This window comes from Streptomyces longisporoflavus (assembly GCF_014649775.1).
In the GTDB taxonomy this organism is placed as follows: domain Bacteria; phylum Actinomycetota; class Actinomycetes; order Streptomycetales; family Streptomycetaceae; genus Streptomyces; species Streptomyces longisporoflavus.
Genome location: NZ_BMTR01000001.1, coordinates 615,207 through 636,494 on the forward strand (window position 1 = coordinate 615,207; position 21,288 = coordinate 636,494).

A 21,288-nucleotide genomic window follows, 5' to 3' on the forward strand; every position below is an offset into this window, starting at 1 on the left:
GCCCCCAGCAGCCGGGTGACCTCCCCTTCGCCGCCTCCAGGAGGATCACGGTGAAAGTTCGCACCAGAAGCACGGCGATCATCGGCACCCTGTGCCTTGTCGCGTCCCTCGCCCTGACCACCGCCTCCGCCGATGAGCCGGCCGCCGCGCGCCAGGCCCCGAAGGTCGCGCTCACGAAAGTGACGACGGCCGCCAACCCGTCCGCCGGCGCCGCCGGCCCCGGCGGCACGGTCTGGGTGGCCGAACGCGCGGGCACCGTACGGGTGTTGAGCAGCCAAGGGCTCAGCGACCCCGTCCTCGACATCACCAAGGAGACCACCACCGACGGTGAGCGCGGTCTCCTGGGCATCGCGTTCGACAAGAAGCTCGCGCACTTCTACATCTCGTTCACCGACCTCGAAGGCACGAGCACGGTGGACGAGTTCGCCGTACGGAAGGGCAAGATCCGCCCCGAGACCCGGCGCACCGTCCTGACCCAGACCCAGCCCTACGCCAACCACAACGGCGGCGACATCAAATTCGGCCCCGACGGCTATCTCTACATCGCGCTCGGCGACGGCGGCTCGGGCGGCGACCCGCACGGCAACGGGCAGAACCTCGACACGCTGCTCGGCAAGCTGCTGCGGATCGACCCGCGGGGAGCCAAGCCGTACGCGATCCCGGCGGACAACCCCTTCGTCGGCGATCCGGAGGCGAAGGGCGAGATCTGGGCCTACGGGCTGCGCAACCCGTGGCGGTTCTCCTTCGACTCGGGCACCGGCGACCTGCTCATCGGTGACGTCGGCCAGAGCGACTGGGAGGAGATCGACCGGGCACCGGCCGACAGCAAGGGCGGCGAGAACTACGGCTGGTCCCAGATGGAGGGCAACCATCCCTTCCGTGGCGGCACGGAGCCCGCGAACCATGTGCGGCCGGTGTACGAGTACGACCGCACGGGCCTCGGCTGCTCGGTGACCGGGGGATACGTCTACCGGGGCAAGGCGATCCCTGGCCTCAGGGGCCAGTACGTCTTCAGTGACTACTGCGACGGCACCATCCGCGCCCTGCGGTTCAAGGACGGAAAGGTGACCGGGGCGAGCGACCTGGGAGTCAACGGCGGCGAGGTCATCTCGTTCGTGCAGGGCGGCAAGGGCGAGCTGTACGTGCTCGACATCGGCGGCAGCGTCTACCGCATCGACCCGGCGTGACCAACACGCACACGACCACCGCACGGCTGCTGCCCGCCACCGAAGACGTGGCGGGCAGCAGCGGGAGAGGGGCGTGTGCCTACGACGCCGACAGCGTGGTGCGGGTGCCCCGGCGCCACACCTCACGCAGGTTGAGGGTGTCGCCGATCGTGGTGGTGGGATCGCCGTCCACGAGCAGCAGGTCGGCCCGCAGACCCTCGGCGATGCGGCCGCGGTCCTCCAGGCCGAAACGGCGTGCCGGGGTGCGGGTCGCCGCGCGCAGGGCCTGGAGCGGGGTGAGCCCGGCCCGGACGAGGTACTGCAACTCCTGGTGGACGCTGGCGCCGTGGACCACCCCACCCATGAACGGCAGCGGCATCGGGGCCGCGTCGGTGCCCGCGAGGAGGTCGACACCGGCGTCGTGCAGGGCCTTGACCGAGGCCAGGACGTCCTCCAGCTTCCCTTGCGGATAGCGGTCGTAGCTGCTGTTGAGGGTGTTCGTCCATGCCTCGTCCAGGCGGGCGGCTACCCGCGGGTCCTCGGCGAGGGGTGCGCCGGTGATGCCCATCATGGAAGCGTTCAGGACGACGCAGGGGACCACGAACGCGCCGGAGGCGGCGATGAGGTCGATGATCTCGTCGGTGTGCGGCCGGTCCATGAACAGGTGGGCGAAGCCGTCGATGCCCGCCTCGATCGCCATCCGCGTGGCGTCGACGGTCAGGGTGTGGGCGATGGTGAGCATCCCGTGCCGGTGCGCCTCGGCGACACCGGCGCTCAGGGTCGCCTGGTCGAGCATGGGCAGACCGGGGTGGCCCTCGACGGTGCCGTCGTCGACCATGAACTTGATGTAGTCCGAGCCCGCCGCGACCAGTTGGGGGATGAAGCCGACCGCCTCTTCGGGCGTGGTGGAGAACGGCATCAGGGGCTTCTCGCGCGGCAGGGGCCGCTCGCCTGGTCCGCCGTGGCCCGCCGAACTGGGGCCTCCCGGCTTGAAGCCCTTGGGCATGAGTTCGCTGGGATGGCCGCCGGGAGGGGTGATGCCGAACCCCGCGGAGCGGACATCGGCGAGCGAGTCCTTCTCCGCGAGGTGGGCGCGGCCGGGCATGGTGTTCATGCCCTGCATCTCCAGTTCGGTGGTGATGCCGAAGCGCAGGGCCAGCGCGAGTGCCTCCTCGGAGGTGTGCACATGGGCGTCGATCAGGCCGGGCAGCAGGGTCCCGCCCCCGGCGTCGACGATGTCCGCCCCGGCGGGCGGCTCGCCGCCGACCGCAGCGATCCGCGTGCCGTCCAGTACGACGGTGGTGTCCTCCAGCAGGCGCTCACCGTCGAACACGCGGCCGTTGATGATGGCTGTGATCATGACTCTCTCTTCTCCGGGCAGGTACGTCGCTCCGCTGGTGCCGAGGTCCCCCGCCGCGACGACCACATTAGTGCAACCAGCAAGTCCATGCACCTTTGCATGTATCTGTGGATTGCAGATGTATGCGATAAGCTGCGCAGGTGACTGACACGGACGCCCCCACGCCGCAGGGCCAGGCCCTCCTGGACGCCGTCGGCACGGCCTTCGCCCGGCTGCGGCGGCGCACCATGCAGGCCCCGGTCGACGGCCCTGCGGGACCCAAGGACCTCAAGCGCAACCTGGTCCTCAACCTCGTCGACGAGGCAGCCGAGACGGGCGCGGAGATGACGGTCGGCGGGCTCGCCGAGCACCTCCAGGTCGACCCGTCGGTGGCCAGCCGCATGGTGAGCGACTGCATCTCCCACGGCTACCTGGTCCGCGCGGCCTCGCAGCAGGACGGCCGCCGCACCGTGCTCCACCTCACCGGGGAAGGCACCGCCCTCCTCCGGCATTTCCGCCGGCAGCAGCGGCAGGCGTTCGAATACATCACCCGCGACTGGCCCGAAGCCGAGCGCCTCGAATTCGCCCGCCTCCTGCTCAAGTACACGGACTCCACCGCCCGGCTGCCCGCACCGGGCACCGTCGACGGCCCGCCGCCGCCCCCCGCCACGTAGGGCAGCCGCCCTCAGCTGCGCGACTCCGCCAAGACCTCCGGTTCGGCCACGGGCGCGGGCCCGCCCTCGCTGAGCCCGAAGCGCCCGTGGACCTTGCGCAGGAAGCCGGGGGCGTACCAGGCCGAGCGGCCGAACAGACGCATCGCGGCGGGTACGAGGATGCCGCGGACGGCGACGGCGTCGATGAGGATGGCAAGGCCGCTGCCCAGGCCGAACATCTGCATGAAGCTGAGCTCGGCCGTGCCGAACGCGAAGAAGCTCACCGCGAGCAGGCAGGCCGCCGCGGTGACGATGCGTCCGGTGTGCCCGAGTCCGTCGGTCACGGCGGACTCGTTGTCCGCGCCCTGGTCGTGCAGTTCCTTGATGCGGCTGGTGACGAAGACCTCGTAGTCCATCGAGAGACCGAAGGCGATGCAGAACATCAGCACCGTCATGGACACCTCCATCGGCTGTGCGGTGAAGCCGAGCAGGGAGGAGAGGTTGCCGTCCTGGAAGATCCAGGTCATGACCCCGAGCGTCGCCCCCAGACTGATCATGTTGAGGAGCAGCGCGCGCACCGGCTGCACGATGCTGCCGGTGAACAGGAACAGCAGGAGGAACGTGGTGACGGCGACCAGGGCCACGGCGAGGGGCAGCCGGCTGCCGATGGAGTCCTTGGAGTCGACCAGCTCGGCGTCCACCCCGCCGACCAGGGCCTCTGCCCCGGCGGGCGGAGCGACCGTCCGCACCTTCTCGACCAGGCTCTGGGCCGCGTCCGACTTCGGGGCCAAGGAGTGCACGACGTTGATCTGCTGTGCGTCCGGGCGCCCGAGGGCCTTGTCGCCGGGGTCGGCGGCCGCGGGCCGCCCGTCGGCGTAGGTTCCCGCGCTGCTCTCGACGCGGACGACGCCTTCGAGCCCGGACAGGCCGGCCGCGTACGCCGTCAGCGGGGCCTTGCCCAGGGGCGCGTCGATGACGACGTGAAGGGCCGCGTCGTCGCTGCCGTTGAACTTCTCCTGCAGCACCGCCGAGACCTGGCGGCTCTGCGCGTCCTCGGGCAGCACGCGCTCGTCCGGCGTGCCGAAGGTGATGCCGAGCAGTGGGCTCGCCGCAAGCAGCAGGACCGCGAGTACGGGCAGCGCGGTGAGCGCGGGGCGCCGCATGACGGTGCCGGCCAGGCGCCCCCACAGCGGGGCCCGGACGGCGGTGTGCCCGCGCCCGGCCCACGGCAGGCGTCCGCTGTTGACCCGGTGCCCCAGGACGACGAACAGGGCCGGCATGACGAACAGCGTGCTGAGGGCGGCGATGGCGACGACACCGACCCCGGCATAGCCGAACGAGCGCAGGAAGTACTGCGGGAACACCAGGAGAGCCGCGAGCGCCGCGGCCACCGTCGCCGCGGAGAACGCGACCGTGCGGCCCGCGGTGCTCACCGTCCGGCGCACGGCGTCCTCCACGCCTGCCCCCGCCGCGAGTTGCTCCCGGAAGCGGCTGACCATGAGCAGGGCGTAGTCGATGCCGAGGCCGAGGCCAAGGGCCGTGGTCAGGTTGACGGCGAAGACGGAGACATCGGTGATGCTGCCGAGGACGAAGAGTTCGGCGAAGGTGCCCGCTATGGCGAAGAGGCCGATCGCCAGCGGCAGCAGCGCCGCCACCAGGCTGCCGAAGACGAGCAGGAGCAGTACCAGGGTCAGCGGCACGGCGATGGCCTCGGCCAGGACGAGGTCCTTGCCCGACTGCGTGCCCATCTCGGCGTTCACGGTGGCCCCGCCGCCGGACTTGACGGTCAGGGCGCCCTCGTAAGAGCCGGTGTAGGCGTCGATGACGTTCTTCGTGTTCTCGTCGCGCTCCACGTCGTCGCCCTGCACGTGGGCGAGCACCATCGCCTGCCGGCCGTCCTCGGAGCGGAGGTCGGGGCTTGCCGTGTCCCAGTACGAGATCACGTTCGCGAGGTTCTTCTCCTCCTTGAGGTCGGCCGTCAGGGCCCGGCCGCCCCGGCGGGCAGCGGCGGTGTCGACGTCGCCTTCGGTGGCGCGGACCAGCAGGACCAGGTTGGGCTCACCGCCGAACTTCTCGTCGATGACCTTTCCGGCCCGGCTGGAATGAGAGGCCGGATCGTCGTAGCCGCCGCCCAGCAACTTCCCGAACGCCCCGGCGCCCAGGGCGCCCATGAGGGCCACGGCCACGACGGCGACGACGAGTATCAGCCTGGCCCGGCGGATGGCCAGTTCGGCTATGCGTTCAAACACGCACGCTCTCCTTTGGTGTCCATGCGGTGAAAGCGACGTGAAATGGCCGGAGTTGGCCGGGCAGGTGCGGTGCCGCACGCTTCGTCGCCGTGCACGAAGCTAGCGAGACAACAAGAAATTTGGCAGTGTTAGATTTTCTTCACGCCTTGTGGGTGACGGGCGTCCGACGACGGAAGAAGCAGAGGATCACGCGATGACGCTGCCCTCCCTGCGCGAGCGGCGCCGGACCGCCGCCACGCAAGAGATCCTGGATGCCGCCGAACGCCAGGTGGCCGCGCACGGGCCCGTGGCCCTATCCCTGCGAGCAGTCGCCCGCGACCTCCAGATGACCGTGCAGGCGCTCTACCACTACTTCCCGAGCCGGGACGCCCTCATCACGGCGCTGGTCACCAAGGCGTACGACGATCTGGCCGACGCGGTGCAGGCGGCCGTGGACAGCGCGGCGGACGACGCGGCCGACGACGCGCAACTGCCGCGTCTGGTGGTCGCTGCCGAGGGATATCGCGGATGGGCCACAGCCCACCCCGAGCGCTTCCAGCTCCTGTACGGAACGCCGCTGCGGGACTACGCGGCCCCCGCCGACGGCCCGACCACCCGGGCGTCGCGCCGGATGAGCGCGATCTTCGAGCGCGAGCTGTTCGCCGGCTTCACCACGGAGCAACTCGCCGCCGCAGAAGGCCCCGAGCTGTCGTCCCCGCTCCACACATATCTGGAACAGCTGCCGCACTTCGGCCAGGGACATCTGCCGCCGCCCGCGACGGCTCTCTTCCTGAGCGCGTGGGGGCACCTGCACGGTCTCGTGACTCTGGAGGTGTTCGGGCACACGGCGTTTCTCGGCGGTCACCAGGACGAGCTGTTCCGCATGGCGATACGGAACCTGCTTCAGGACATCCGCCGCCGCGTCCCGGCGGATGTGACCCCCGGCTGAGGCTGCTGCCGGTCGCCCCCGGCCGCCGTGGTGAACCGCACATCGACGTCGCCCAGCCACGCGTCCTGGTCGTCGGCCAGCGGCCGGTCGAGAGGAAGCGGGACGAACCGGCAGGCGAAGGCCAGGCCGGCGTCGGCTCCGTCGCCGCGGACCTGATGGACCCAGGCATCGGCGGCGTCGGCCGGTGCCCGCAGCAGGAAGAACGTGGTGCGGCGCGGCTGTCCCGTGTCGGGGTGCGGCTTGTCCTCCACGGTGATCGGCCGGATGACGGTGGCGGTCAGCAGCCCGGTCTCCTCGGCGACTTCGCGAAGGACCGCATCCTCCGGGTCTTCGCCCGGCCCGACTCCGCCGGCCGGGATCTGGGTGCCCGCGTCCGGCATGCCGACGTGGTCGAACACCAGGACCTCGGGGACGGCGCGGTGCCGGATCACATAGGCGGCGACACGGACGCGCGGGACCGGCGTCACGACGCCGCCCCGGTGGGGGCGCGTTCGTCCAGCAGGCCCTGGCCGCGCAGGTCGGACCACAATTGCGCCGGGACATTCGCCTCGAACGCGGCGATGTTGTGCCGCACTTCCTCCGCCGTCCGCATGCCGACCACGATCCCGGCGACGGCGGGATGGTGCGGGGGGAAGGCCATGGCCGCCCGGGGGAGGGGCACGCCATGTGCCCGGCACACGTCCGCGATCCGCCGCGCCCGCTCCAGCAGCTCCGGCGCGGCGGGAGCGTAGTCGTAGAACGCGCCCTCCTCGGGCCAATCGGTGGCCAGCAGGCCGGAGTTGAAGACGGAGGCGGCCAGTACCGACACGCCGCGTTCGGTGCAGGCGGGCAGCAGTGAGTCGAGCGCGCTGGAATCCATCAGGGTGTAGCGGCCGGAAAGCATCACCGCATCCGCGTCGGTCTCCCGGACCAGGCGGGTCAGTTTGCCGGGGTGGTACATGCCCCCGCCGATCGCGCCGACCATGCCTTCGGCGCGCAACTCGGCCAGCGCGGGAAAGCCGGTGCGCAGCGCCTCCTCGAAGTGCTCCTCCGCGTCGTGCAGATGGAGCACGTCGATGCGCTCGGCGCCCGTACGGGTCAGGGAGTCCTCGACGCTGCGCCGGATGCCGTCGCGCGTGAAGTCCCACACCCGGCGGTGCGTGGCGGGGACGGCGAAACTCTCGTCCATGTGCCCGGCCGGGTCCTGCGGGACCAGCAGCCGGCCGACCTTCGTCGAGAGCGTGAACTCCGTCCGCGGCTTGTCGCGCAGCAACTCCCCGATGCGGCGCTCGGAATGGCCGATGCCGTAGTGCGGTGAGGTGTCGTAATAGCGGATTCCGCCCTCCCAGGCTGTCTCCAGCGCCTGCGCGGCGGTGGCGTCGTCCAAGGGGGCGAACAGGCCGCCGAGCGGTCCGCCGCCGAAGCCCAGTTCGCTGACCTCCACCGAGGTGCGTCCGAGCCGGTGGGTACGTCTCGCGCGAGCCGTGTTCATGTTTCCGCCCGTGGTCGTGGACGGTGATGTGCCGTCGGCGCGGACTCCGCCGGGTCGGGCCCTGTCGAAGGCGGAGGGGGTGTCCCTCACAGCAGTGCCTGAGTGATCTGGTACGTGGTCGCCTTGGCCACGTGGGGATTGACGTGGGCGTAGTTGGTGTAGGCGTTCAACCCCGTCGACAGGGCCCAGCCGCGGCCACGGGCCCAGGTCGCGTCGTCGACGGCGAGGGCCTCGCGGAAGGCCGGGCGGGTCTTCTCGTCCAGCAGGGTGTAGGCGATCACCAGGTCGCAGGACGGGTCGCCCACCCCGAGCCCGCCGAAGTCGATCACGGCGCTGAGGCGGCCGTCGACCGTCAGCAGGTTGCCGACGTGGAAGTCCCCGTGGAACCAGACCGGGTCGCCCTCCCAGCCGGTGGCCTCCATCGCCGCGTCCCACGTCGCGGTGAGCGCCCGCTGGTCGAAGGTCCCCTCGACGGCCGCTATGGCGGCGCGGGTCGAGGCGTCCCGGGTCCGCAAGTCGCTGGACTCCAGGTCGAAGTGGGGGCCGGGGAGCAGGGCGGACGGCGGCGGGAGGTGCTGGAGGGCGGACAGGAACCCGGCCGTCTGCACCGCCGTCGCCACCGAATCCGCCAGGCCGTCGTGGCGGGCGGTTTCCCCCGGCAGCCAGTGGGTGACGGACCACCGCCAGGGGTAGCCGAAGGCGGGTTCGCCGACGGCGAGCGGCGAGGGGATCGGCAGCGGAAGGTGTCCGGCGATCCGGGGCAGCCACCGCCGGTCCTTCTGCGCCTGTCCGGCCGCCCACTCCCCGCGCGGCAGCCGCACCTGCAACTCCTCGCCCAGCCGGAACAGGGCGTGGTCCGAGCCGCCCGGCACCACCGGGCTCAGCGGAAGACCGGCCCACTGCGGAAACTGGTCGGCCAGGAGCCGGCGCACGAGGTCGGCGTCGGGGGCGGGCGGGGTGGGCATCGGTCTCCTGAAGGCGGGGGCTGCCTCGGGCAGCGCTGTTGCGTACCTGGCCAGAGCGGCAACTCATCTCCCCGAGCGCGGGGTTCGCCAACCACCCGCAGTAAACGACATGTGTCGATCCTCTGCGCCGGGAAGCCTGCCCAACCGCCACCATCACTGTCAATGTGACGGCGGTTGTACGCCGCGGAAGGCCCTGAACTCCTTGGTCACCATCTGGTTCCCCAGTCACCGCAAAGTGCGTTCTTCCACGTCAGCGGCCGCTCTCCTACGGTTTCCCGGTAACTCCCGGAGAGCACGCGTGCGTGGGCCGGATGAGCATCGAGCCCGTAGGGGCTTCCATGACAAGGAGACAGACGACATGGCCATCACCCTGGTGAATCCCGACGGGTTGCCCGAAATCGATGCCTACCGGCAGGTGTCCGTCGCCACGGGGTCGAAGCTGGTGTTCGTCGCCGGGCAGGTCGCCCGGGACGCCCACGGCGTCACGGTCTGCGAAGGCGACCTCGCCGCTCAGGTCGAGCAGTGCTACCTCAATGTCGCCAAAGCCCTGGCGGGAGTCGGAGCTTCCTTCGCCGACGTGGCGAAGCTGACCGTGTACGTCGTCGACTGGACCCCGGACAAGATGGCCCTCTTCGGAGAAGGAGTCGCCCGGGCGGCCGCGCAGCTGGGGGAGGCTCTCGTGCCGCCGGGCACGCTGGTGGGGGTGGCGGCGCTGGATGTGCCCGAGCATCTGGTGGAGGTCGAGGCCACCGCGGTCATCGACTGACCCCGCCCCGTCCCGTCCCGCTGACCCCGCCCCGTCCCGTCCCGGGGGCGTAACAAAGTGATCCAGGATCTTGGAACCGGTCGAGCGTGTCAGTTGTAGTGGCCACATGAAGTACGGATCGGCAGGGGGACGCGGCAAGGGCTTCCGGCGGCGAGGAGGGCTCGGCCTGCTGGCCGCCGTAGTGGTGATGGGCACCGCCACAGGCGCCCAGAACCAGGAGGTACTCCGGCCGATCGCGGACAGCGCCTGCCGACCGTCGGCACCGGCCGGCACACCAGGGCCCGCGAGCCGGGGCCGGGTCGGCCTGCCCGCACCCGACTTCGACGACGACGGCCACCCCGACCTGGCTCTTGAGGTACCGGCCGACAACGGCGACGCCTCGGAGACGGGCCGGATCGCCCTGGTGTACGGCTCGGAGCAGGGCCCGCGCACCGAGCACCGGACGGTGTTCACCCCCGATGACTTCGAACTGCCCGAAGAAGACGTGATGACCGGCGGCCTGTCCGTCCCGACCGTCGCCGACCTCGACGGCGACGGCCGCCCCGATCTCGTCGCGGGTGCCGGCGCCCATGTCCAGTGGGGCCGACCCGGCGGCCCGGCCCCCGGCAACCGGCCCGCCCGCGTCCGGCTTCCGCACGTCGGAGAAGGCCGTACCGCGCTCGACGCCAAGGGCAACAGTTTCTATACGGACCCGCCGGTGGCCGGAGACTTCGACGGCGACGGCCACACCGATCTGGCCACCTACCGCACCGGTCCGGAAAAGCGGCGGCTGGTCGTTCTGCACGGCCCCTTCAGCCGCGACGGAGAGCCCGCACGGACCAGTGAGCGTGCCGACCCGGACCCGCGGGGGTTCGGCCGCGTGGTCGACCTCCAGCTGATCGCGGCGGAGGTCACCGGCGACCGCGCCACCGACCTGCTCGTCCACGAACCCGGAGGGACGGGCTCGCCGCTGCTCCTCACCGGCGGCACGGACACCGCGACCGCACTGAGCAAGGAGCCCGAGAAGCTGCCCGAGGGCGAGAACATCGCCGTCGGCGACTTCGACGGCGACCACCGGACCGACATCGCCGTGGGCAACAGCGGCATCTCGACGGACGAGGAACTGGAACCGGCCGACCGCTTGGGCAGGGTGACCATCCGCTACGGCAAGGCTCCCGGGGCGCCCGTCGTCATCGAGGGCGGCGCCCGCAAGGGCGGCTTCGGTATCGGCCTGATGGCCGCGGACCTCGACGCCGACGGCTGCGACGACCTCGCCGTCCAACGCGCGGGCGACCGCGAGGGCTCCGGCGACCGCGTCGACATCCTGCACGGCGGCTCCTCGCCCGGCCTAGGTTCCCGGCCGTGGAAGCACCTGCACCGCACCCGTCCCGCACCCGATCCCGACCCCTACGACCCGCAGCAGTGGGCGGGACAGCTCGTAGGCGCAGCCGATCTCGTCGCAGACGAGCGCGACGAACTCGTCCTGGCCACGGCCTACCAGGAGAACCTCGCCCGGGACTGGTGGATCATCGACGGCGCAGGAAAGAACGTGGCGTCCTTCGACGCCGCAGACCTGGCACGTTAGGCCGCGACATCACCGCGACATGGCTGAGGAGACGAGCTGTTGACGACATTCCGACTGCACATGGGGCAGGCGGTTTCGCGTGCCCTGGCCGAATTCCCGAAAGAGCTGACCTCCGACATCTACGCGGTCACCTTCCGGATCGACAGCGTCGACCAGGACCCGAGATTCCCGTACCTGGCGATCGGCTACAACACCGAGACCGAGGTGGCCCGGGCGCTCGCGGCGGCGGGCGGGGCGGAGCCGTGGGAGGCCCGCTGGAACTACGCCTACTTCCCGCCGTCAGGGCTGGAAGGCGTCCGCGTCGTCGGCCACGACCCGGAACGCGATCCGGTCGGCGCCGAGCTGTACAGGCAGGAAGCAGCCGCCCGGGGCCTCTGGTACGAGGACGATGACGCAGGCGACCACGGAGACAACGACGCAGACGAGGACGAGCGCGGCGAACAACTCGCGGAGCAGTTCCACGAACTCTGTGTCGACCTCGCGCGCCGGCTCCACACGGACGGCCACCTCGCCGGCATCTTCGGGCGTCCCCTGCCGGTGATCCTCTACGACATGTTCGACCCCGACGCGATGTTCACGCTGACGCGCGCGGCCAACCCGCCCGAACTGGTCGGGGACTTCCTCAGCGAGGATCCCGCCGGTCAGCGGCAGGACTGAGCGCATGCTTCATGTGGCGGCGTACGGCGCTGCGGGCCGCGTCCGTGTCCGCCTGCCTCGATGGCTGCCAGGATCGCGTGGTGCCACTCACCTTGGAGAACATGCTCGTCAGACTATCCGTCAGGGCCCGATCGCCCCGGTGGCGGGCAGGGCCGTGGCCGTGACGGCTTCGGGGTGGTCCGCCATGTATGCGCGGATGACCGACTCGAAGTTCTCGTCGGGCTCCAGGCCGAGCGCGGTGGCGCGCGCGTTGTCGAAGGCGGCCGGCCAGGAGCCGACGATCGCCTCGATGGCGGGGTCGGGCGCGAGCGTCACCAGGTCGGCGACGGCGTCGCCGGCCACCCGGCGCAGGGTGGCGAGCATCTCGGCGACCGTGAGCGTCAGCGCCGGCAGGTTGACCGGGAGTCCGCCTTCGAGGCCGCCGACGCCGCGCTCGGCTTCGGTGATACGGAGGATGCCCTCGACGGTGCGGCGCGGCGAGGCCAGGGCGACCAGCAGGCCGGGACTGACCGGGCAGGTGGCAGGCAGCCCGGCGAGAGGTTCGCGGACGATGCCGGACAGGAAGCCGGAAGCGGCCGCGTTGGGTTTGCCGGGCCGCACCGAGACGGTCATCAGGCGCGCCACGCGTCCGTCGACGAAGCCGCGGCGCGTGTACTCGGCGACCAGCTGCTCGCAGACGCGCTTCTGCGTGCCGTAGCTGGACTGCGGGACGGGCAGCGTCGCCTCGCTGACCACGGGCGGCAGCGGCAGCGCGGCATCGGAGCCGTAGACCGCGACGCTGCTGGAGAACACCACGCGGGGCGTGGGGCCGCCGGCGGCGCACTGGGCGCGGGCGGCGTCGAGCAGCGCGCGGGTGGTGTCCAGGTTGGCGCTCATGCCGAGGTCGAAGTCGGCCTCGCACTCGGCGGAGACGGCCGAAGCCAGGTGGATCAGGACGTCCACCGGCTGCGCGAAGATCTCGTCGAGGTGTTCGCGCAGGTCGCCCCGGACGACGTCGACCAGCGGGTCAGTCGCCGGGGGTGTCCCTTCGGGCACGAACCGGTCGGCGAGCACAAGGCGGTCGATGGGCGCTCCGCACAGGGTCCGCCGCCTCAGCAGGGCGTCGGCGACCTGCCGGCCCAGGAAGCCGAAGCCTCCGGTGATGACGATCCTCATGCGTGTTCTTCTCCTCGGTAGTCCTTGAGCCAGCCGAGCCCTTCGCTCGTACCGGCACGGGGGATGTACTCGCAGCCGATCCACCCGTCGAAGCCCAGCTCGTCGACGACGTCGAACAGGTGGCGCACGTCGAGTTCGCCGCGGTCGGGTTCGTGGCGGTCGGGCACGCCGGCGATCTGCAGATGGCCGACGCGGCCGGTGGGCAGGTCGCGGCGCAGCGTCGTGGTGAGGTCGCCCTCCACGATCTGGCAGTGGTACAGGTCGAGTTGCACCTTGAGGTTCGCGGCGCCCACCTCCCGTACGACAGCGTGCGCCTCGGCCTGCCGATGCAGGAAGTAGCCCGGCATGTCACGTCCGTTGATCGGCTCGATCAGGAGGTCGACGCCGGCGGCAGCGGCCCGCTCGGCGGCCCATGACAGATTCGCCAGGTAGGTGTCGCGGTGCGCGGCCCGCCGGGCCGGGGTCGCTTCGGGCGGCAGGAGACCGGCCATCACATGCACCCGCGAGCAGCCGAGCGCCGCCGCGTACTCCAGCGCCCGCTCGATCCCGGAACGGAACTCGGCCTCGCGTCCCGGCAGCGAGGCGATGCCCCGCTCGCCGGACTCCCAGTCGCCGGGCGGCGCGTTGAACAGCACCTGCCGCAGGCCGTGAGCGTCGAGGCGGCGGCGCAGCTCACCGGCGTCGTAGGCGTAGGGGAAGAGGTACTCGACGGCTTCGAAGCCGTCCGCCGATGCCGCGGCGAAGCGGTCGGGGAAGTCGTGCTCGGTGTACATCATGGACAGGTTCGCGGCGAACCTCGGCATGCTTGCTCCCTGGGGGTGGAGGGCGGAGTGCGGAGGCCCGGTCACCGGTTGACTAGGTGCTTCTTGGCGGTCAGTACGGCACCCGCGCCGATGACCAGACTCAGGGGCAGGACGTACGTGGGGATGGACGCCGATCCGGTGGCGCCCTTGAGCCCGCCGATCATGTACGGGCTGACGAAGCCCGCCAGGTTGCCCGCCGCGTCGACCAGGGCGAGCCGCTCGGGCTCCAGGAACCCCGGGGCCGCGTCGGTGGGGCGGTACTAATTCCGTGCGGCGAACAGGTCATATGATGACCTGAGGGTGCGGGGCGGGCGCACTGGGATGCCGGCACACGGCTGCGACTAGGCAGTACGTGCTGAATGCGTACTGAAGCGACCCTCAACGGAGCTCTTGCCGACTTGTCGGGTCTGGGCCGGGTGATGGGAGACGGGCGCGCGCTGCGGCCGGGCAGGGAGTGGTTGGGGCGCGAGCCCGGCGGGCACCGAGGCGCCCGCCGGGGAGGATCAGATCGGCGAGTGCCCCATACCGGCGAAGACCGGCGACTGGCCCATGCCGGCGAACCACCGGGCCGCCACGGAGGCGACCTCGTCCAGCGCTCCGGGCTCCTCGAAAAGATGCGTGGCGTCCGGGATCACGCGCAGTCGGCTGAGGACACGCAGCCGATTGGCCGTTTCCCGGTTGAGACGCAGTATCTCGGTGTCGAGCCCTCCGACGAGGAGCAGGACGGGGGCGTGTACGTGGCCGAGCACATAGTCTCCGGCCAGGTCGGGACGGCCGTCGGGGCACACCACCGTGTCCACGAGGCCGGGCCTTGCGGCCGCGGCCCCGAGCGCGGCAGCCGCTCCCGTGCTCGCGCCGAACAGGCCGACCGGCAGGTCGGAGACCTGGGGAGCCAGCCAGTCGACGGACGCGGTCAGCCGGTCCGTCAGCAGCTCCACGTCGCGGTGCCGGCGGCCGGTGGCCCGGTCCGCGGCCGCCTCGTCGTCGGTGAGCAGGTCGATGACCAGGGTCCCGAGGGCGGCATTGTGCAGCGTGCCGGCCAGAGCCCGGCTACGCGGGTTGTGCGGGGAACTGCCGCTGCTGCGGGCGAGGACCGCGACACCGAACACCGTGTCCGGCACGGTCAGTTCACCGATGAGAGCCCCCTCGCCGCTAGGCACGGTGACAGTCTCGGACAGCATGGGGACCTCCGGATCGCGGGTACGGATATCGCGCCGGGTACCCATCCCGGCTTCCGCTAACGCGGCAGCGCCACTCGGCGTACCGGGCACCATCCGTATCCGGCCGACGCGTACGTGTTCGGGATGGGCCCCGGTGGAATGTCAGCCCGTTGCCTCGCGCCGTTGCGCCGCCCGGCAGGCCCGATGGCGCAGGATCGAGACGGGCCGGTTTCCCGGGGTCATGAAGAGCCGCACACCCGGGCACCCGGATCTCACGGACGCCACAGGACCACAGGGCCGCAGGGCCACAGGAACAGAGCCAGCGCGACAGATCGGGAGAGAAGCAATGGCCGACCGAAGCAGCCGGGGACCCGCCGCACCGCGGGCGGAACTCCACGGTGTCGCGGACACCGTCGAATCGAGGGGCCTCCCCGGACGGGACCCCTGGCCGGCCGCCCCCCACCCTGCACACCGGCCGGCGTCACCCGGCCACGACCCCATGGCGTCGGCATGACGGGGGAGAGCGGGAAGCGCGGACGCAAGCCGGCCCCGCGTACGCTCGTACGCCGCCTCCTGGAGACCCATGGGCGCACCTATGCCGAGGAAGCCGGAATCCGGTTGCGGGACACTCCGCAGCCGCTCTACCAACTCCTCGTGCTCTCCGACCTGTTGAGCGCACGCATCCGCAGCGCCATCGCCGTGGCCGCGGCACGCGAACTCTTCGACGCCGGGCTGCGCAACCCGCGCCGTATGGCCGAAGCCTCGTGGCAGACCCGCGTCGACGCACTCGGCCGCGGTGGCTACCGGCGCTACGACGAGCGCACCAGCACCCAGCTCGGCGAAGGCGCCGAGCTTATCCAGCGGGACTACGGAGGTGACCTGCGGCGGCTCCGCGACGAAGCCGACGGGGACGAGGCGGCTCTGCGCCGGAGCCTGCGCAAGGTGCCGGGCCTCGGGCCCGTGGGCGCCGACATCTTCCTGCGCGAGGTGCAGCGGGTGTGGCCGCAGGTCGAGCCCTGCTTCGGCGACAAGGCCATGCAAGGAGCACGCCGGCTCGACCTGCCGGAGGACCCCGGGAAGCTGGTGCGGCTCGCCGATGACGCGGATCCCGCGGCCCTCGCGGCGGCGCTCATCCGGGTCGCCCTGGACAAGCAGGCGGCGGAGGAGCTCCTTGCGTCGTAGGCGCTTCGCCCGCGCACGTGAAGCCGTTGACCCGCACACCTTGATCCGCCCCACCCCATGAATGGAGTTCTCGTGACGCGTGCCGCCCTGTTCGACGTCGACGGAACGCTCGTCGACACCAACTACCTGCACGTCACCGCTTGGTGGGAGGCCTTCCGGCAGGCAGGCCACCGGGTGTCGATGCGCGCCGTGCACCACGCGATCGGCCTGGGCGGCACGGACCTCATCGCACATGTTCTGGGCGACGACCGCGATCAGGACCAGGACGCCACCATCAGCGCCGCGCACAAGACGCTCTACGGCACCCACTTCGACCGGCTCGAAGCCTTCGAGGACGCCGGACAGCTGCTGCGTACCCTCGCGGGCGAGGGCTGGACGATTGTCCTCGCCACTTCCGCGGACGGCGCCGAACTCGACGCCCTGCGCGCCGCCATCGACGCCGACGACGTCATCACCGCGACGGCCAGCGCCGACGACGTCGACGAGGGCAAACCCGCGGCGGAGCCCGTCGCCCACGCGCTCGAACTGGCCGGTGCGAGCGCGCGGGACAGTGTGTTCGTCGGTGACTCGGTGTGGGACATGCAGGCCGCTCGCCGCGCGGGCGTCACACCGCTGGCCCTGCTCAGCGGCGGCATCCCCCGCGAGGACCTCTCCCGGGCCGGGGCGGAGGAGGTGTACGACGACACCGCCCACCTGCTGTCCTCGCTGAAGAGCAGCGCGTTCGCCCGTTAGGGGCCTGCTGATCGCCCGTGACCGGAGGGCCGTGGGCCGGAATACCGCCGAGGCGCCAACTAGGTACCTGACGGGGGAAGGTCTTCCCCCTCCGCACCGGGATCGTGCTGCGGCAGCAGGGGAAACAGCCGGGTGATCAGAGCCACCGGGCGGGCACCGTCCGGGCGGGCCAGGGGGCGTTGCTCGCGGTCCTGGTAGGGAGCCAGTGCCCGGCGGATGGTTTCCGCGACCCGGCTCATCTCCTCGGGCGTCAGATAGGCGATGGCGCTGAAGGCCTCGTCGCGGCGCCAGTCGGCCGGTGCCTGGTCGCGCCGGGCGAGCCAATGCTGCCAGCTCTCGTCCTCGAGACCCCGGGCCAGGTCGCCGAAGTGCTCCTGCTCGGGTCCGCCGCTCTCGGGCTCCCGCTGCCTCAGGCGCCAGGGGCGTGCGCGTCCGCCGTGGTGCGGGGCCTCCTCGATGCGGCCGTGGCGTGCGAGCTGCCGCAGGTGGAACGAGCAGAGCCCCGAGCTGTAGCCGAGGCGGGCGGCGGCCTCGGTGGCCGTGACGGTGCCGACCTCGGCCAGCAGATCCATCAGGGCCGTACGCACCTCGTGCCGGGGCAGGGCGTCGCCGGTCTCCCGCGTCCGGCCGGGGGCGGGAGCGTTGAGGTCGTCTTCAGTCACTTTGCAAAGTCTGCTACTTTGCAAAGCTGTTGGCAAGGGGGTCTTGCCCGGAAGGAGACAGCGATGCCTGTACGTCACGACCAGCCCCGTGCCGTGGACCGGCGGGTCCGTGTACAAGGCAAGCCCGTCGACGGGTACCCCGCGCTGTCGCCGGAGGCGGAGCGCGGTTCGGTGCGGCGGATCACTGTGGTGGGGGAGGAGATCCTGAGCCGTCCGTGCCAGGAGGTGACCGAGTTCGGGGCCGCGGAACTCTCGACGCTCATCGACGACATGTTCCTGACGATGTACGTGGCCGAAGGCGCCGGGCTTGCCGCCAACCAAGTGGACGTCGACCTGCGGCTCTTCGTCTACGACTGCCCGGACGACGACGGCATCCGGCACATCGGCCACATCATCAACCCCGTACTGGACCTGCCCGCTCCGGGCAGCCGCCGACTCGTCGACGATTCCGAGGGCTGCCTGTCCGTGCCGGGCGCCACCATGACGGTCCCCCGCACCGACCGGGCAGTCGTTCGCGGGCTCGACAAGGACGGCAACCCCCTCGTCATCGAGGGCACGGGCTACTTCGCCCGCTGCCTGCAACACGAGACCGACCACCTCATGGGCCACACGTACCTCGACCGCCTCTCCAAACGCGACCGCAAGGACGCCCTGCGACAGATGGAAGACCGCCGGGAGGACGTCTTCGCGCAACGGGCGGCCAGAGCGGGTGGCTTGGGGCGGTAGAGGCAGGGGCTACTGGGCGGCGAGATTCGAGTACCCCCATGGACCGCCGCAGTCTTCTGGAGGGCAGGCCCGGCGGCCGGTCACGCAGCGGGGGTAGGTCACGCCAGGGTCCCGGGGCAGGGCCTTCTCCACTTCGATGTGGTGCACCCAGTCGTCGCCGAAGTCGTAGGCGTAGCTGATGCGGTCCCCGGCCGAGGGAGCCACCGCCGAAAGTGGAACCCTGCGTTCGTCGCGGTGGCCGAGTCCGCTGTCGCGGCGCCCGTAGTCGCCGACCGGAGTCTCGAAGAGGTGCATGTGGCAGTTCTCCCAGCCCATCGCGTCCTGGATCACCCTGTGCAGGCGGTCGAGGGTGAAGTCGGCCGGGACCTGCAGCCGCCGCCAGACCGGCGCGCGGATGCCGTCCAGAGTGACCTTGATTTGCAGGACGGAGTCAGCGGACATGGCAGGGCCCTTCGCGGCGGAAACGCCCTCGACCCCAGTCTGGCGACGTTGCCCCCGATGTTCCAACGGTATGGGCGAGCAGTCTCGTTGGGGGCGACGGTAAAGCCGGTGGCTTGTCAATAGCCCCCGCAAGAAGGGGAGCCCGGCAAGCCGCCCCCGCCCGGCGGGCAGGGGCGCTGCGGTACGTGCTCAGGCTGTCCGGCAGTAGTAGACACGGTGGCACACCCGCCTCCGCCCCACAGTGGACCTACGACATCAGGACCACCGACGGCCATCCCGGCGGGCAGGGTTGGCTTCGCCGTAAACCCTTGCGGTAGTCGGCCACGCGGGCCGGCACCGGCGGCTCACAGTGTGGCGGTGGCGTCCCCGATCGCCTGGTCCAGGATCGACAGGCCGAGGTCAAGCTCCTCCTCGGTGGCGGTCAGTGGCGGTGCCATGCGCAGGACGCCGCCCATGCCGGGGAGTTGGACGATGTTCATGTGCAGACCGAGTTCGAGGCAGCGGCGGGTGACCCGCGCCCCCAGTTCGTTCGAGTGCTGCTTCGTCTCGCGGTCGGCGACGAGTTCGAGCCCGGCCAGCAGGCCACGGCCCCGGATGTCGCCGACGACCGGGTGCCGCGTGGCGAGGTCCGTCAGGCCGCGGTGGAGGAACGCGCCGAGCGCCCGCGCACGCTCGTCGAGCCTGTCGCGGGTCAGGACGTCCAGGACGGTGTTGCCGACCGCGGCCACCAGCGGGTCGGAGACGTGCGTGGTGAAGAACAGGTAGCCGCGCTCGTACGCCTCCTGCTCGATCTCGGCGCTGGTCACCACGGCTGCCAGGGGCAGTCCCGCACCCAGGGTCTTGGACAGCGTGAGGATGTCCGGGACGACGCCGTCGCGTTCGAACGCGTACCAGGTTCCCGTGCGGCACAGGCCGGTCTGGGCCTCGTCCAGGATCAGCAGCATGCCGCGTTCCCGGCACTTGTCCCGCAGCGCCGCGAAGTACCCGGCCGGAGGCTCGATGATGCCGCCCGAGCTGAGGATCGGTTCCACCAGGCACGCGGCCAGGCTGCCGGTCGACTGGGCGTCGATCAGGTCGAACGCGCAGTCCAGTTGGCGGCGCCAGTCCAGCGAGCCGTCGTCCGCGGTGAAGTCGGGCCGGTAGGTGTTCGGCACGGGGATGGCGAAGTTGCCGGGCGCGCCCGGGCCGTAGCCCTTGCGGCCCGCGCTGTAGGTGGCGGACGCGGCGGCCTGAGTCATGCCGTGCCACGACCGCGCGAACGAGACGATCTCGTGCCCGCCGGTGACGAGCTTGGCCATCCGGATGGCGGCCTCGTTGGACTCGGCGCCGGTCGTCAGGAGCAGTGCCTTCTCCAGCGGAGCGGGCAGCGTCTCTGCCAGACGCCGGGCGAGGTCGACCACCGGGCGGCTGAGCATGCCGCTGAAGAGGTGATCGAGGGAGGCGACCTGCCGCTGGACGGTCGCGACGATCTCCGGGTGCGAGTGACCCAGGATCGCGCTCATCTGGCCGGAGGTGAAGTCCAGGATCTTCCGGCCGTCCGCGGTGAACACGAAGCTCCCGGCGGCACGCTCGATGATCTCCGGGGTGAATTCGGGTCCGTAGCGCACGAGATGCCTCTCCGCGTCGGACCAGAAGGCTCCGGCGGACAGCGATGCGGTGGCCGAGTGGGTGTCGGCGGCGGTGGCGGAAGCAGCAGTCGAAGCGGTCATGCCCATCGACGGTAGGCGGCACCCGAGCGACACGTCCATCTCACGATTCCGGCTTTCCTGTTCGGGAAACCCGCACAACAATGGGGGGCGTGATGAACCCCTGGAGGCTGCGGCTGCTGAGCCAGCTCGACACGCTCGGCACGGTGCGCGCGGTCGCCCAAGCCGCCAATCTGAGCCCGTCGAGCGTCTCCCAGCAGCTCGCCGTTCTGGAGACCGAGACCCGCACCCAACTGCTCGAGCGGACAGGACGCCGCGTGCGGCTGACCCCGGCCGGGCTGATCCTGGCGCGACGGGCACGGGCGATCCTCGACCACATGAGCAGCGTGGAGGCGGAGCTGCGCGGCTTCGGCGAGGAACCGGCCGGTCTTGTGCGCCTGGGGGCGTTCCAGAGCGCGATCCACACGATGGCCGTGCCGGCGGTGAGCCGCCTGGCACGCGCGCATCCGCACCTCGACGTACCCGGTCCTGCTGGTGGTGCCGCCCGATCACCCCGCCGTCGGCCGTGGCGCGGTCGATCTGGCGGCCTACGCGGACGAGCCGTGGGCCTTCGACATCCCGCAGTCCTACATGGCCAACCTCGCGCTGCGGCTGTGCCGTCAGTCGGGCTTCGAGCCGCGAGTGGTGTGCCGGTTCAGCAACTACATGATGAGCCTGCAGCACGTCGAGGCCGGGCTGTCGATCGCGCTGCTGCCCGGTCTCGCGGTCGACCGCCGCTACCGCGTCGCCACCAGGGAACTGGCCACGCCGGTCACACGCACCATCACGGCAGCCATCCGCCGCGGCTCCCCGCCGCGCGCGGCGGTGCGCGCCGTACTGGAAGCACTGCGGCACCACCCGGAGCTGCCGTTGCCGCTGCCGGACGGTGAGTGAAGGCCGCGTGAGAGCCGTGCGCGGTGCGCCGTGAGCCGTGCGCGGTGCCTGCGGGCCGCTGCCCGCAGGGCGGGCCGCATTGTCAGTGGC

The 21,288-nt window shown here is 71.2% G+C and carries 21 protein-coding genes and 1 pseudogene; 10 read left to right on the forward strand and 12 right to left on the reverse strand.

All coding sequences use genetic code 11. The features are described from left to right. Window positions 1–50: 50 nt before the first annotated feature. Complete coding sequence (locus IE226_RS02895; protein WP_190079310.1) at window positions 51–1,187, forward strand: PQQ-dependent sugar dehydrogenase; 1,137 nt, start codon at window positions 51–53, stop codon at window positions 1,185–1,187. A 79-nt stretch (window positions 1,188–1,266) separates the two neighbouring features. Here IE226_RS02895 and IE226_RS02900 read toward each other — a convergent pair whose 3' ends face one another. Further along, complete coding sequence (locus IE226_RS02900; RefSeq protein WP_190079311.1) at window positions 1,267–2,526, reverse strand: amidohydrolase family protein; 1,260 nt, start codon at window positions 2,524–2,526, stop codon at window positions 1,267–1,269. Between the two features lie 140 nt (window positions 2,527–2,666). Between IE226_RS02900 and IE226_RS02905 the strand changes: the two genes are divergently transcribed. Beyond that, entirely contained in the window at window positions 2,667–3,179 is a 513-nt protein-coding gene (locus IE226_RS02905; protein ID WP_190079312.1) for a MarR family winged helix-turn-helix transcriptional regulator, read from the forward strand. 11 nt (window positions 3,180–3,190) lie between these two features. Here the strand turns inward: IE226_RS02905 and IE226_RS02910 are convergent, their stop codons facing one another. Continuing rightward, the gene (locus IE226_RS02910) at window positions 3,191–5,407 is read right to left on the reverse strand and encodes an MMPL family transporter (RefSeq protein WP_190079313.1); all 2,217 of its coding nucleotides are present in this window, start codon (window positions 5,405–5,407) and stop codon (window positions 3,191–3,193) included. A 193-nt stretch (window positions 5,408–5,600) separates the two neighbouring features. On the opposite strand from IE226_RS02910, the gene IE226_RS02915 reads away from it, so the two are divergent. Continuing rightward, a complete protein-coding gene (locus IE226_RS02915) occupies window positions 5,601–6,335 on the forward strand; it encodes a TetR/AcrR family transcriptional regulator (RefSeq protein ID WP_190079314.1) in 735 nt (244 codons plus the stop codon). Here the strand turns inward: IE226_RS02915 and IE226_RS02920 are convergent. The 3 genes from IE226_RS02920 to IE226_RS02930 all read right to left on the reverse strand — a co-directional run bounded on the left by IE226_RS02920 (window position 6,290) and on the right by IE226_RS02930 (window position 8,771). Further along, window positions 6,290–6,802 carry an NUDIX hydrolase gene (locus tag IE226_RS02920; RefSeq protein WP_190079315.1) on the reverse strand — a complete coding sequence of 171 codons (513 nt, stop codon included), beginning with the start codon at window positions 6,800–6,802 and terminating at the stop codon, window positions 6,290–6,292. The genes IE226_RS02915 and IE226_RS02920 overlap by 46 nt on opposite strands. Beyond that, window positions 6,799–7,806: an aldo/keto reductase gene (locus tag IE226_RS02925; protein WP_190079316.1), complete on the reverse strand. Its 1,008-nt coding sequence runs from the start codon at window positions 7,804–7,806 to the stop codon at window positions 6,799–6,801. The genes IE226_RS02920 and IE226_RS02925 overlap by 4 nt, the downstream gene beginning before the upstream one ends. Before the next feature lie 86 nt (window positions 7,807–7,892). Continuing rightward, window positions 7,893–8,771 carry an aminoglycoside phosphotransferase family protein gene (locus IE226_RS02930; RefSeq protein WP_190079317.1) on the reverse strand — a complete coding sequence of 293 codons (879 nt, stop codon included), beginning with the start codon at window positions 8,769–8,771 and terminating at the stop codon, window positions 7,893–7,895. Between the two features lie 358 nt (window positions 8,772–9,129). On the opposite strand from IE226_RS02930, the gene IE226_RS02935 reads away from it, so the two are divergent. From IE226_RS02935 to IE226_RS02945, 3 genes are all read left to right on the forward strand, one after another. Next, entirely contained in the window at window positions 9,130–9,537 is a 408-nt protein-coding gene (locus tag IE226_RS02935; RefSeq protein ID WP_190079318.1) for a RidA family protein, read from the forward strand. Between the two features lie 106 nt (window positions 9,538–9,643). Further along, window positions 9,644–11,101 carry an FG-GAP repeat domain-containing protein gene (locus IE226_RS02940; RefSeq protein WP_190079319.1) on the forward strand — a complete coding sequence of 486 codons (1,458 nt, stop codon included), beginning with the start codon at window positions 9,644–9,646 and terminating at the stop codon, window positions 11,099–11,101. Between the two features lie 39 nt (window positions 11,102–11,140). Continuing rightward, window positions 11,141–11,758: a hypothetical protein gene (locus tag IE226_RS02945; protein ID WP_229870364.1), complete on the forward strand. Its 618-nt coding sequence runs from the start codon at window positions 11,141–11,143 to the stop codon at window positions 11,756–11,758. A gap of 120 nt (window positions 11,759–11,878) precedes the next feature. On the opposite strand, the gene denD is transcribed toward IE226_RS02945, so the two are convergent. The 4 genes from denD to IE226_RS02965 all read right to left on the reverse strand — a co-directional run bounded on the left by denD (window position 11,879) and on the right by IE226_RS02965 (window position 14,897). Then, entirely contained in the window at window positions 11,879–12,913 is a 1,035-nt protein-coding gene (gene denD, locus IE226_RS02950; protein ID WP_190079320.1) for a D-erythronate dehydrogenase, read from the reverse strand. After that, a complete protein-coding gene (otnI, locus tag IE226_RS02955) occupies window positions 12,910–13,716 on the reverse strand; it encodes a 2-oxo-tetronate isomerase (protein ID WP_190079321.1) in 807 nt (268 codons plus the stop codon). The genes denD and otnI overlap by 4 nt, the downstream gene beginning before the upstream one ends. 41 nt (window positions 13,717–13,757) lie before the next feature. Beyond that, window positions 13,758–13,880 carry a hypothetical protein gene (locus IE226_RS44805; RefSeq protein WP_268251270.1) on the reverse strand — a complete coding sequence of 41 codons (123 nt, stop codon included), beginning with the start codon at window positions 13,878–13,880 and terminating at the stop codon, window positions 13,758–13,760. A 339-nt stretch (window positions 13,881–14,219) separates the two neighbouring features. Next, a complete protein-coding gene (locus tag IE226_RS02965) occupies window positions 14,220–14,897 on the reverse strand; it encodes a dienelactone hydrolase family protein (protein ID WP_190079322.1) in 678 nt (225 codons plus the stop codon). A 489-nt stretch (window positions 14,898–15,386) separates the two neighbouring features. Here IE226_RS02965 and IE226_RS02970 point away from each other — a divergent pair, with 489 nt between their 5' ends. Continuing rightward, window positions 15,387–16,058, forward strand: a complete 672-nt coding sequence (locus tag IE226_RS02970; RefSeq protein WP_190079323.1) for an HhH-GDP family DNA glycosylase — start codon at window positions 15,387–15,389, stop codon at window positions 16,056–16,058. Between the two features lie 72 nt (window positions 16,059–16,130). Further along, on the forward strand, window positions 16,131–16,790 hold the full coding sequence (locus tag IE226_RS02975; protein ID WP_190079324.1) for an HAD family hydrolase: 660 nt from the start codon (window positions 16,131–16,133) through the stop codon (window positions 16,788–16,790). Between the two features lie 59 nt (window positions 16,791–16,849). On the opposite strand, the gene IE226_RS02980 is transcribed toward IE226_RS02975, so the two are convergent. Continuing rightward, window positions 16,850–17,452: an ArsR family transcriptional regulator gene (locus IE226_RS02980; RefSeq protein ID WP_190079325.1), complete on the reverse strand. Its 603-nt coding sequence runs from the start codon at window positions 17,450–17,452 to the stop codon at window positions 16,850–16,852. 63 nt (window positions 17,453–17,515) lie between these two features. Between IE226_RS02980 and def the strand changes: the two genes are divergently transcribed. Beyond that, window positions 17,516–18,178 (forward strand): peptide deformylase, encoded by a 663-nt coding sequence (gene def, locus IE226_RS02985; RefSeq protein WP_190079326.1) that lies wholly within the window; start codon window positions 17,516–17,518, stop codon window positions 18,176–18,178. Window positions 18,179–18,187: 9 nt separating this feature from the next. On the opposite strand, the gene IE226_RS02990 is transcribed toward def, so the two are convergent. Further along, window positions 18,188–18,619 carry a plasmid pRiA4b ORF-3 family protein gene (locus IE226_RS02990; protein ID WP_190079327.1) on the reverse strand — a complete coding sequence of 144 codons (432 nt, stop codon included), beginning with the start codon at window positions 18,617–18,619 and terminating at the stop codon, window positions 18,188–18,190. A 344-nt stretch (window positions 18,620–18,963) separates the two neighbouring features. Further along, entirely contained in the window at window positions 18,964–20,328 is a 1,365-nt protein-coding gene (locus IE226_RS02995; protein ID WP_190079328.1) for an aspartate aminotransferase family protein, read from the reverse strand. 92 nt (window positions 20,329–20,420) lie between these two features. On the opposite strand from IE226_RS02995, the pseudogene IE226_RS03000 reads away from it, so the two are divergent. Continuing rightward, window positions 20,421–21,198: pseudogene (locus tag IE226_RS03000) on the forward strand (LysR family transcriptional regulator). Window positions 21,199–21,288: the final 90 nt, after the last annotated feature.

Coding starts and splice junctions, on each gene's coding strand:
- IE226_RS02900 (WP_190079311.1), bottom strand. CDS start 2,526: ATGATCACAGCCATCATCAACGGCCGCGTGTTCGACGGTGAGCGCCTG.
- IE226_RS02915 (WP_190079314.1), top strand. CDS start 5,601: ATGACGCTGCCCTCCCTGCGCGAGCGGCGCCGGACCGCCGCCACGCAA.
- IE226_RS02925 (WP_190079316.1), bottom strand. CDS start 7,806: ATGAACACGGCTCGCGCGAGACGTACCCACCGGCTCGGACGCACCTCG.
- IE226_RS02930 (WP_190079317.1), bottom strand. CDS start 8,771: ATGCCCACCCCGCCCGCCCCCGACGCCGACCTCGTGCGCCGGCTCCTG.
- IE226_RS02935 (WP_190079318.1), top strand. CDS start 9,130: ATGGCCATCACCCTGGTGAATCCCGACGGGTTGCCCGAAATCGATGCC.
- IE226_RS02940 (WP_190079319.1), top strand. CDS start 9,644: ATGAAGTACGGATCGGCAGGGGGACGCGGCAAGGGCTTCCGGCGGCGA.
- denD (WP_190079320.1), bottom strand. CDS start 12,913: ATGAGGATCGTCATCACCGGAGGCTTCGGCTTCCTGGGCCGGCAGGTC.
- otnI (WP_190079321.1), bottom strand. CDS start 13,716: ATGCCGAGGTTCGCCGCGAACCTGTCCATGATGTACACCGAGCACGAC.
- IE226_RS44805 (WP_268251270.1), bottom strand. CDS start 13,880: ATGATCGGCGGGCTCAAGGGCGCCACCGGATCGGCGTCCATCCCCACG.
- IE226_RS02965 (WP_190079322.1), bottom strand. CDS start 14,897: ATGCTGTCCGAGACTGTCACCGTGCCTAGCGGCGAGGGGGCTCTCATC.
- IE226_RS02970 (WP_190079323.1), top strand. CDS start 15,387: ATGACGGGGGAGAGCGGGAAGCGCGGACGCAAGCCGGCCCCGCGTACG.
- def (WP_190079326.1), top strand. CDS start 17,516: ATGCCTGTACGTCACGACCAGCCCCGTGCCGTGGACCGGCGGGTCCGT.
- IE226_RS02990 (WP_190079327.1), bottom strand. CDS start 18,619: ATGTCCGCTGACTCCGTCCTGCAAATCAAGGTCACTCTGGACGGCATC.
- IE226_RS02995 (WP_190079328.1), bottom strand. CDS start 20,328: ATGACCGCTTCGACTGCTGCTTCCGCCACCGCCGCCGACACCCACTCG.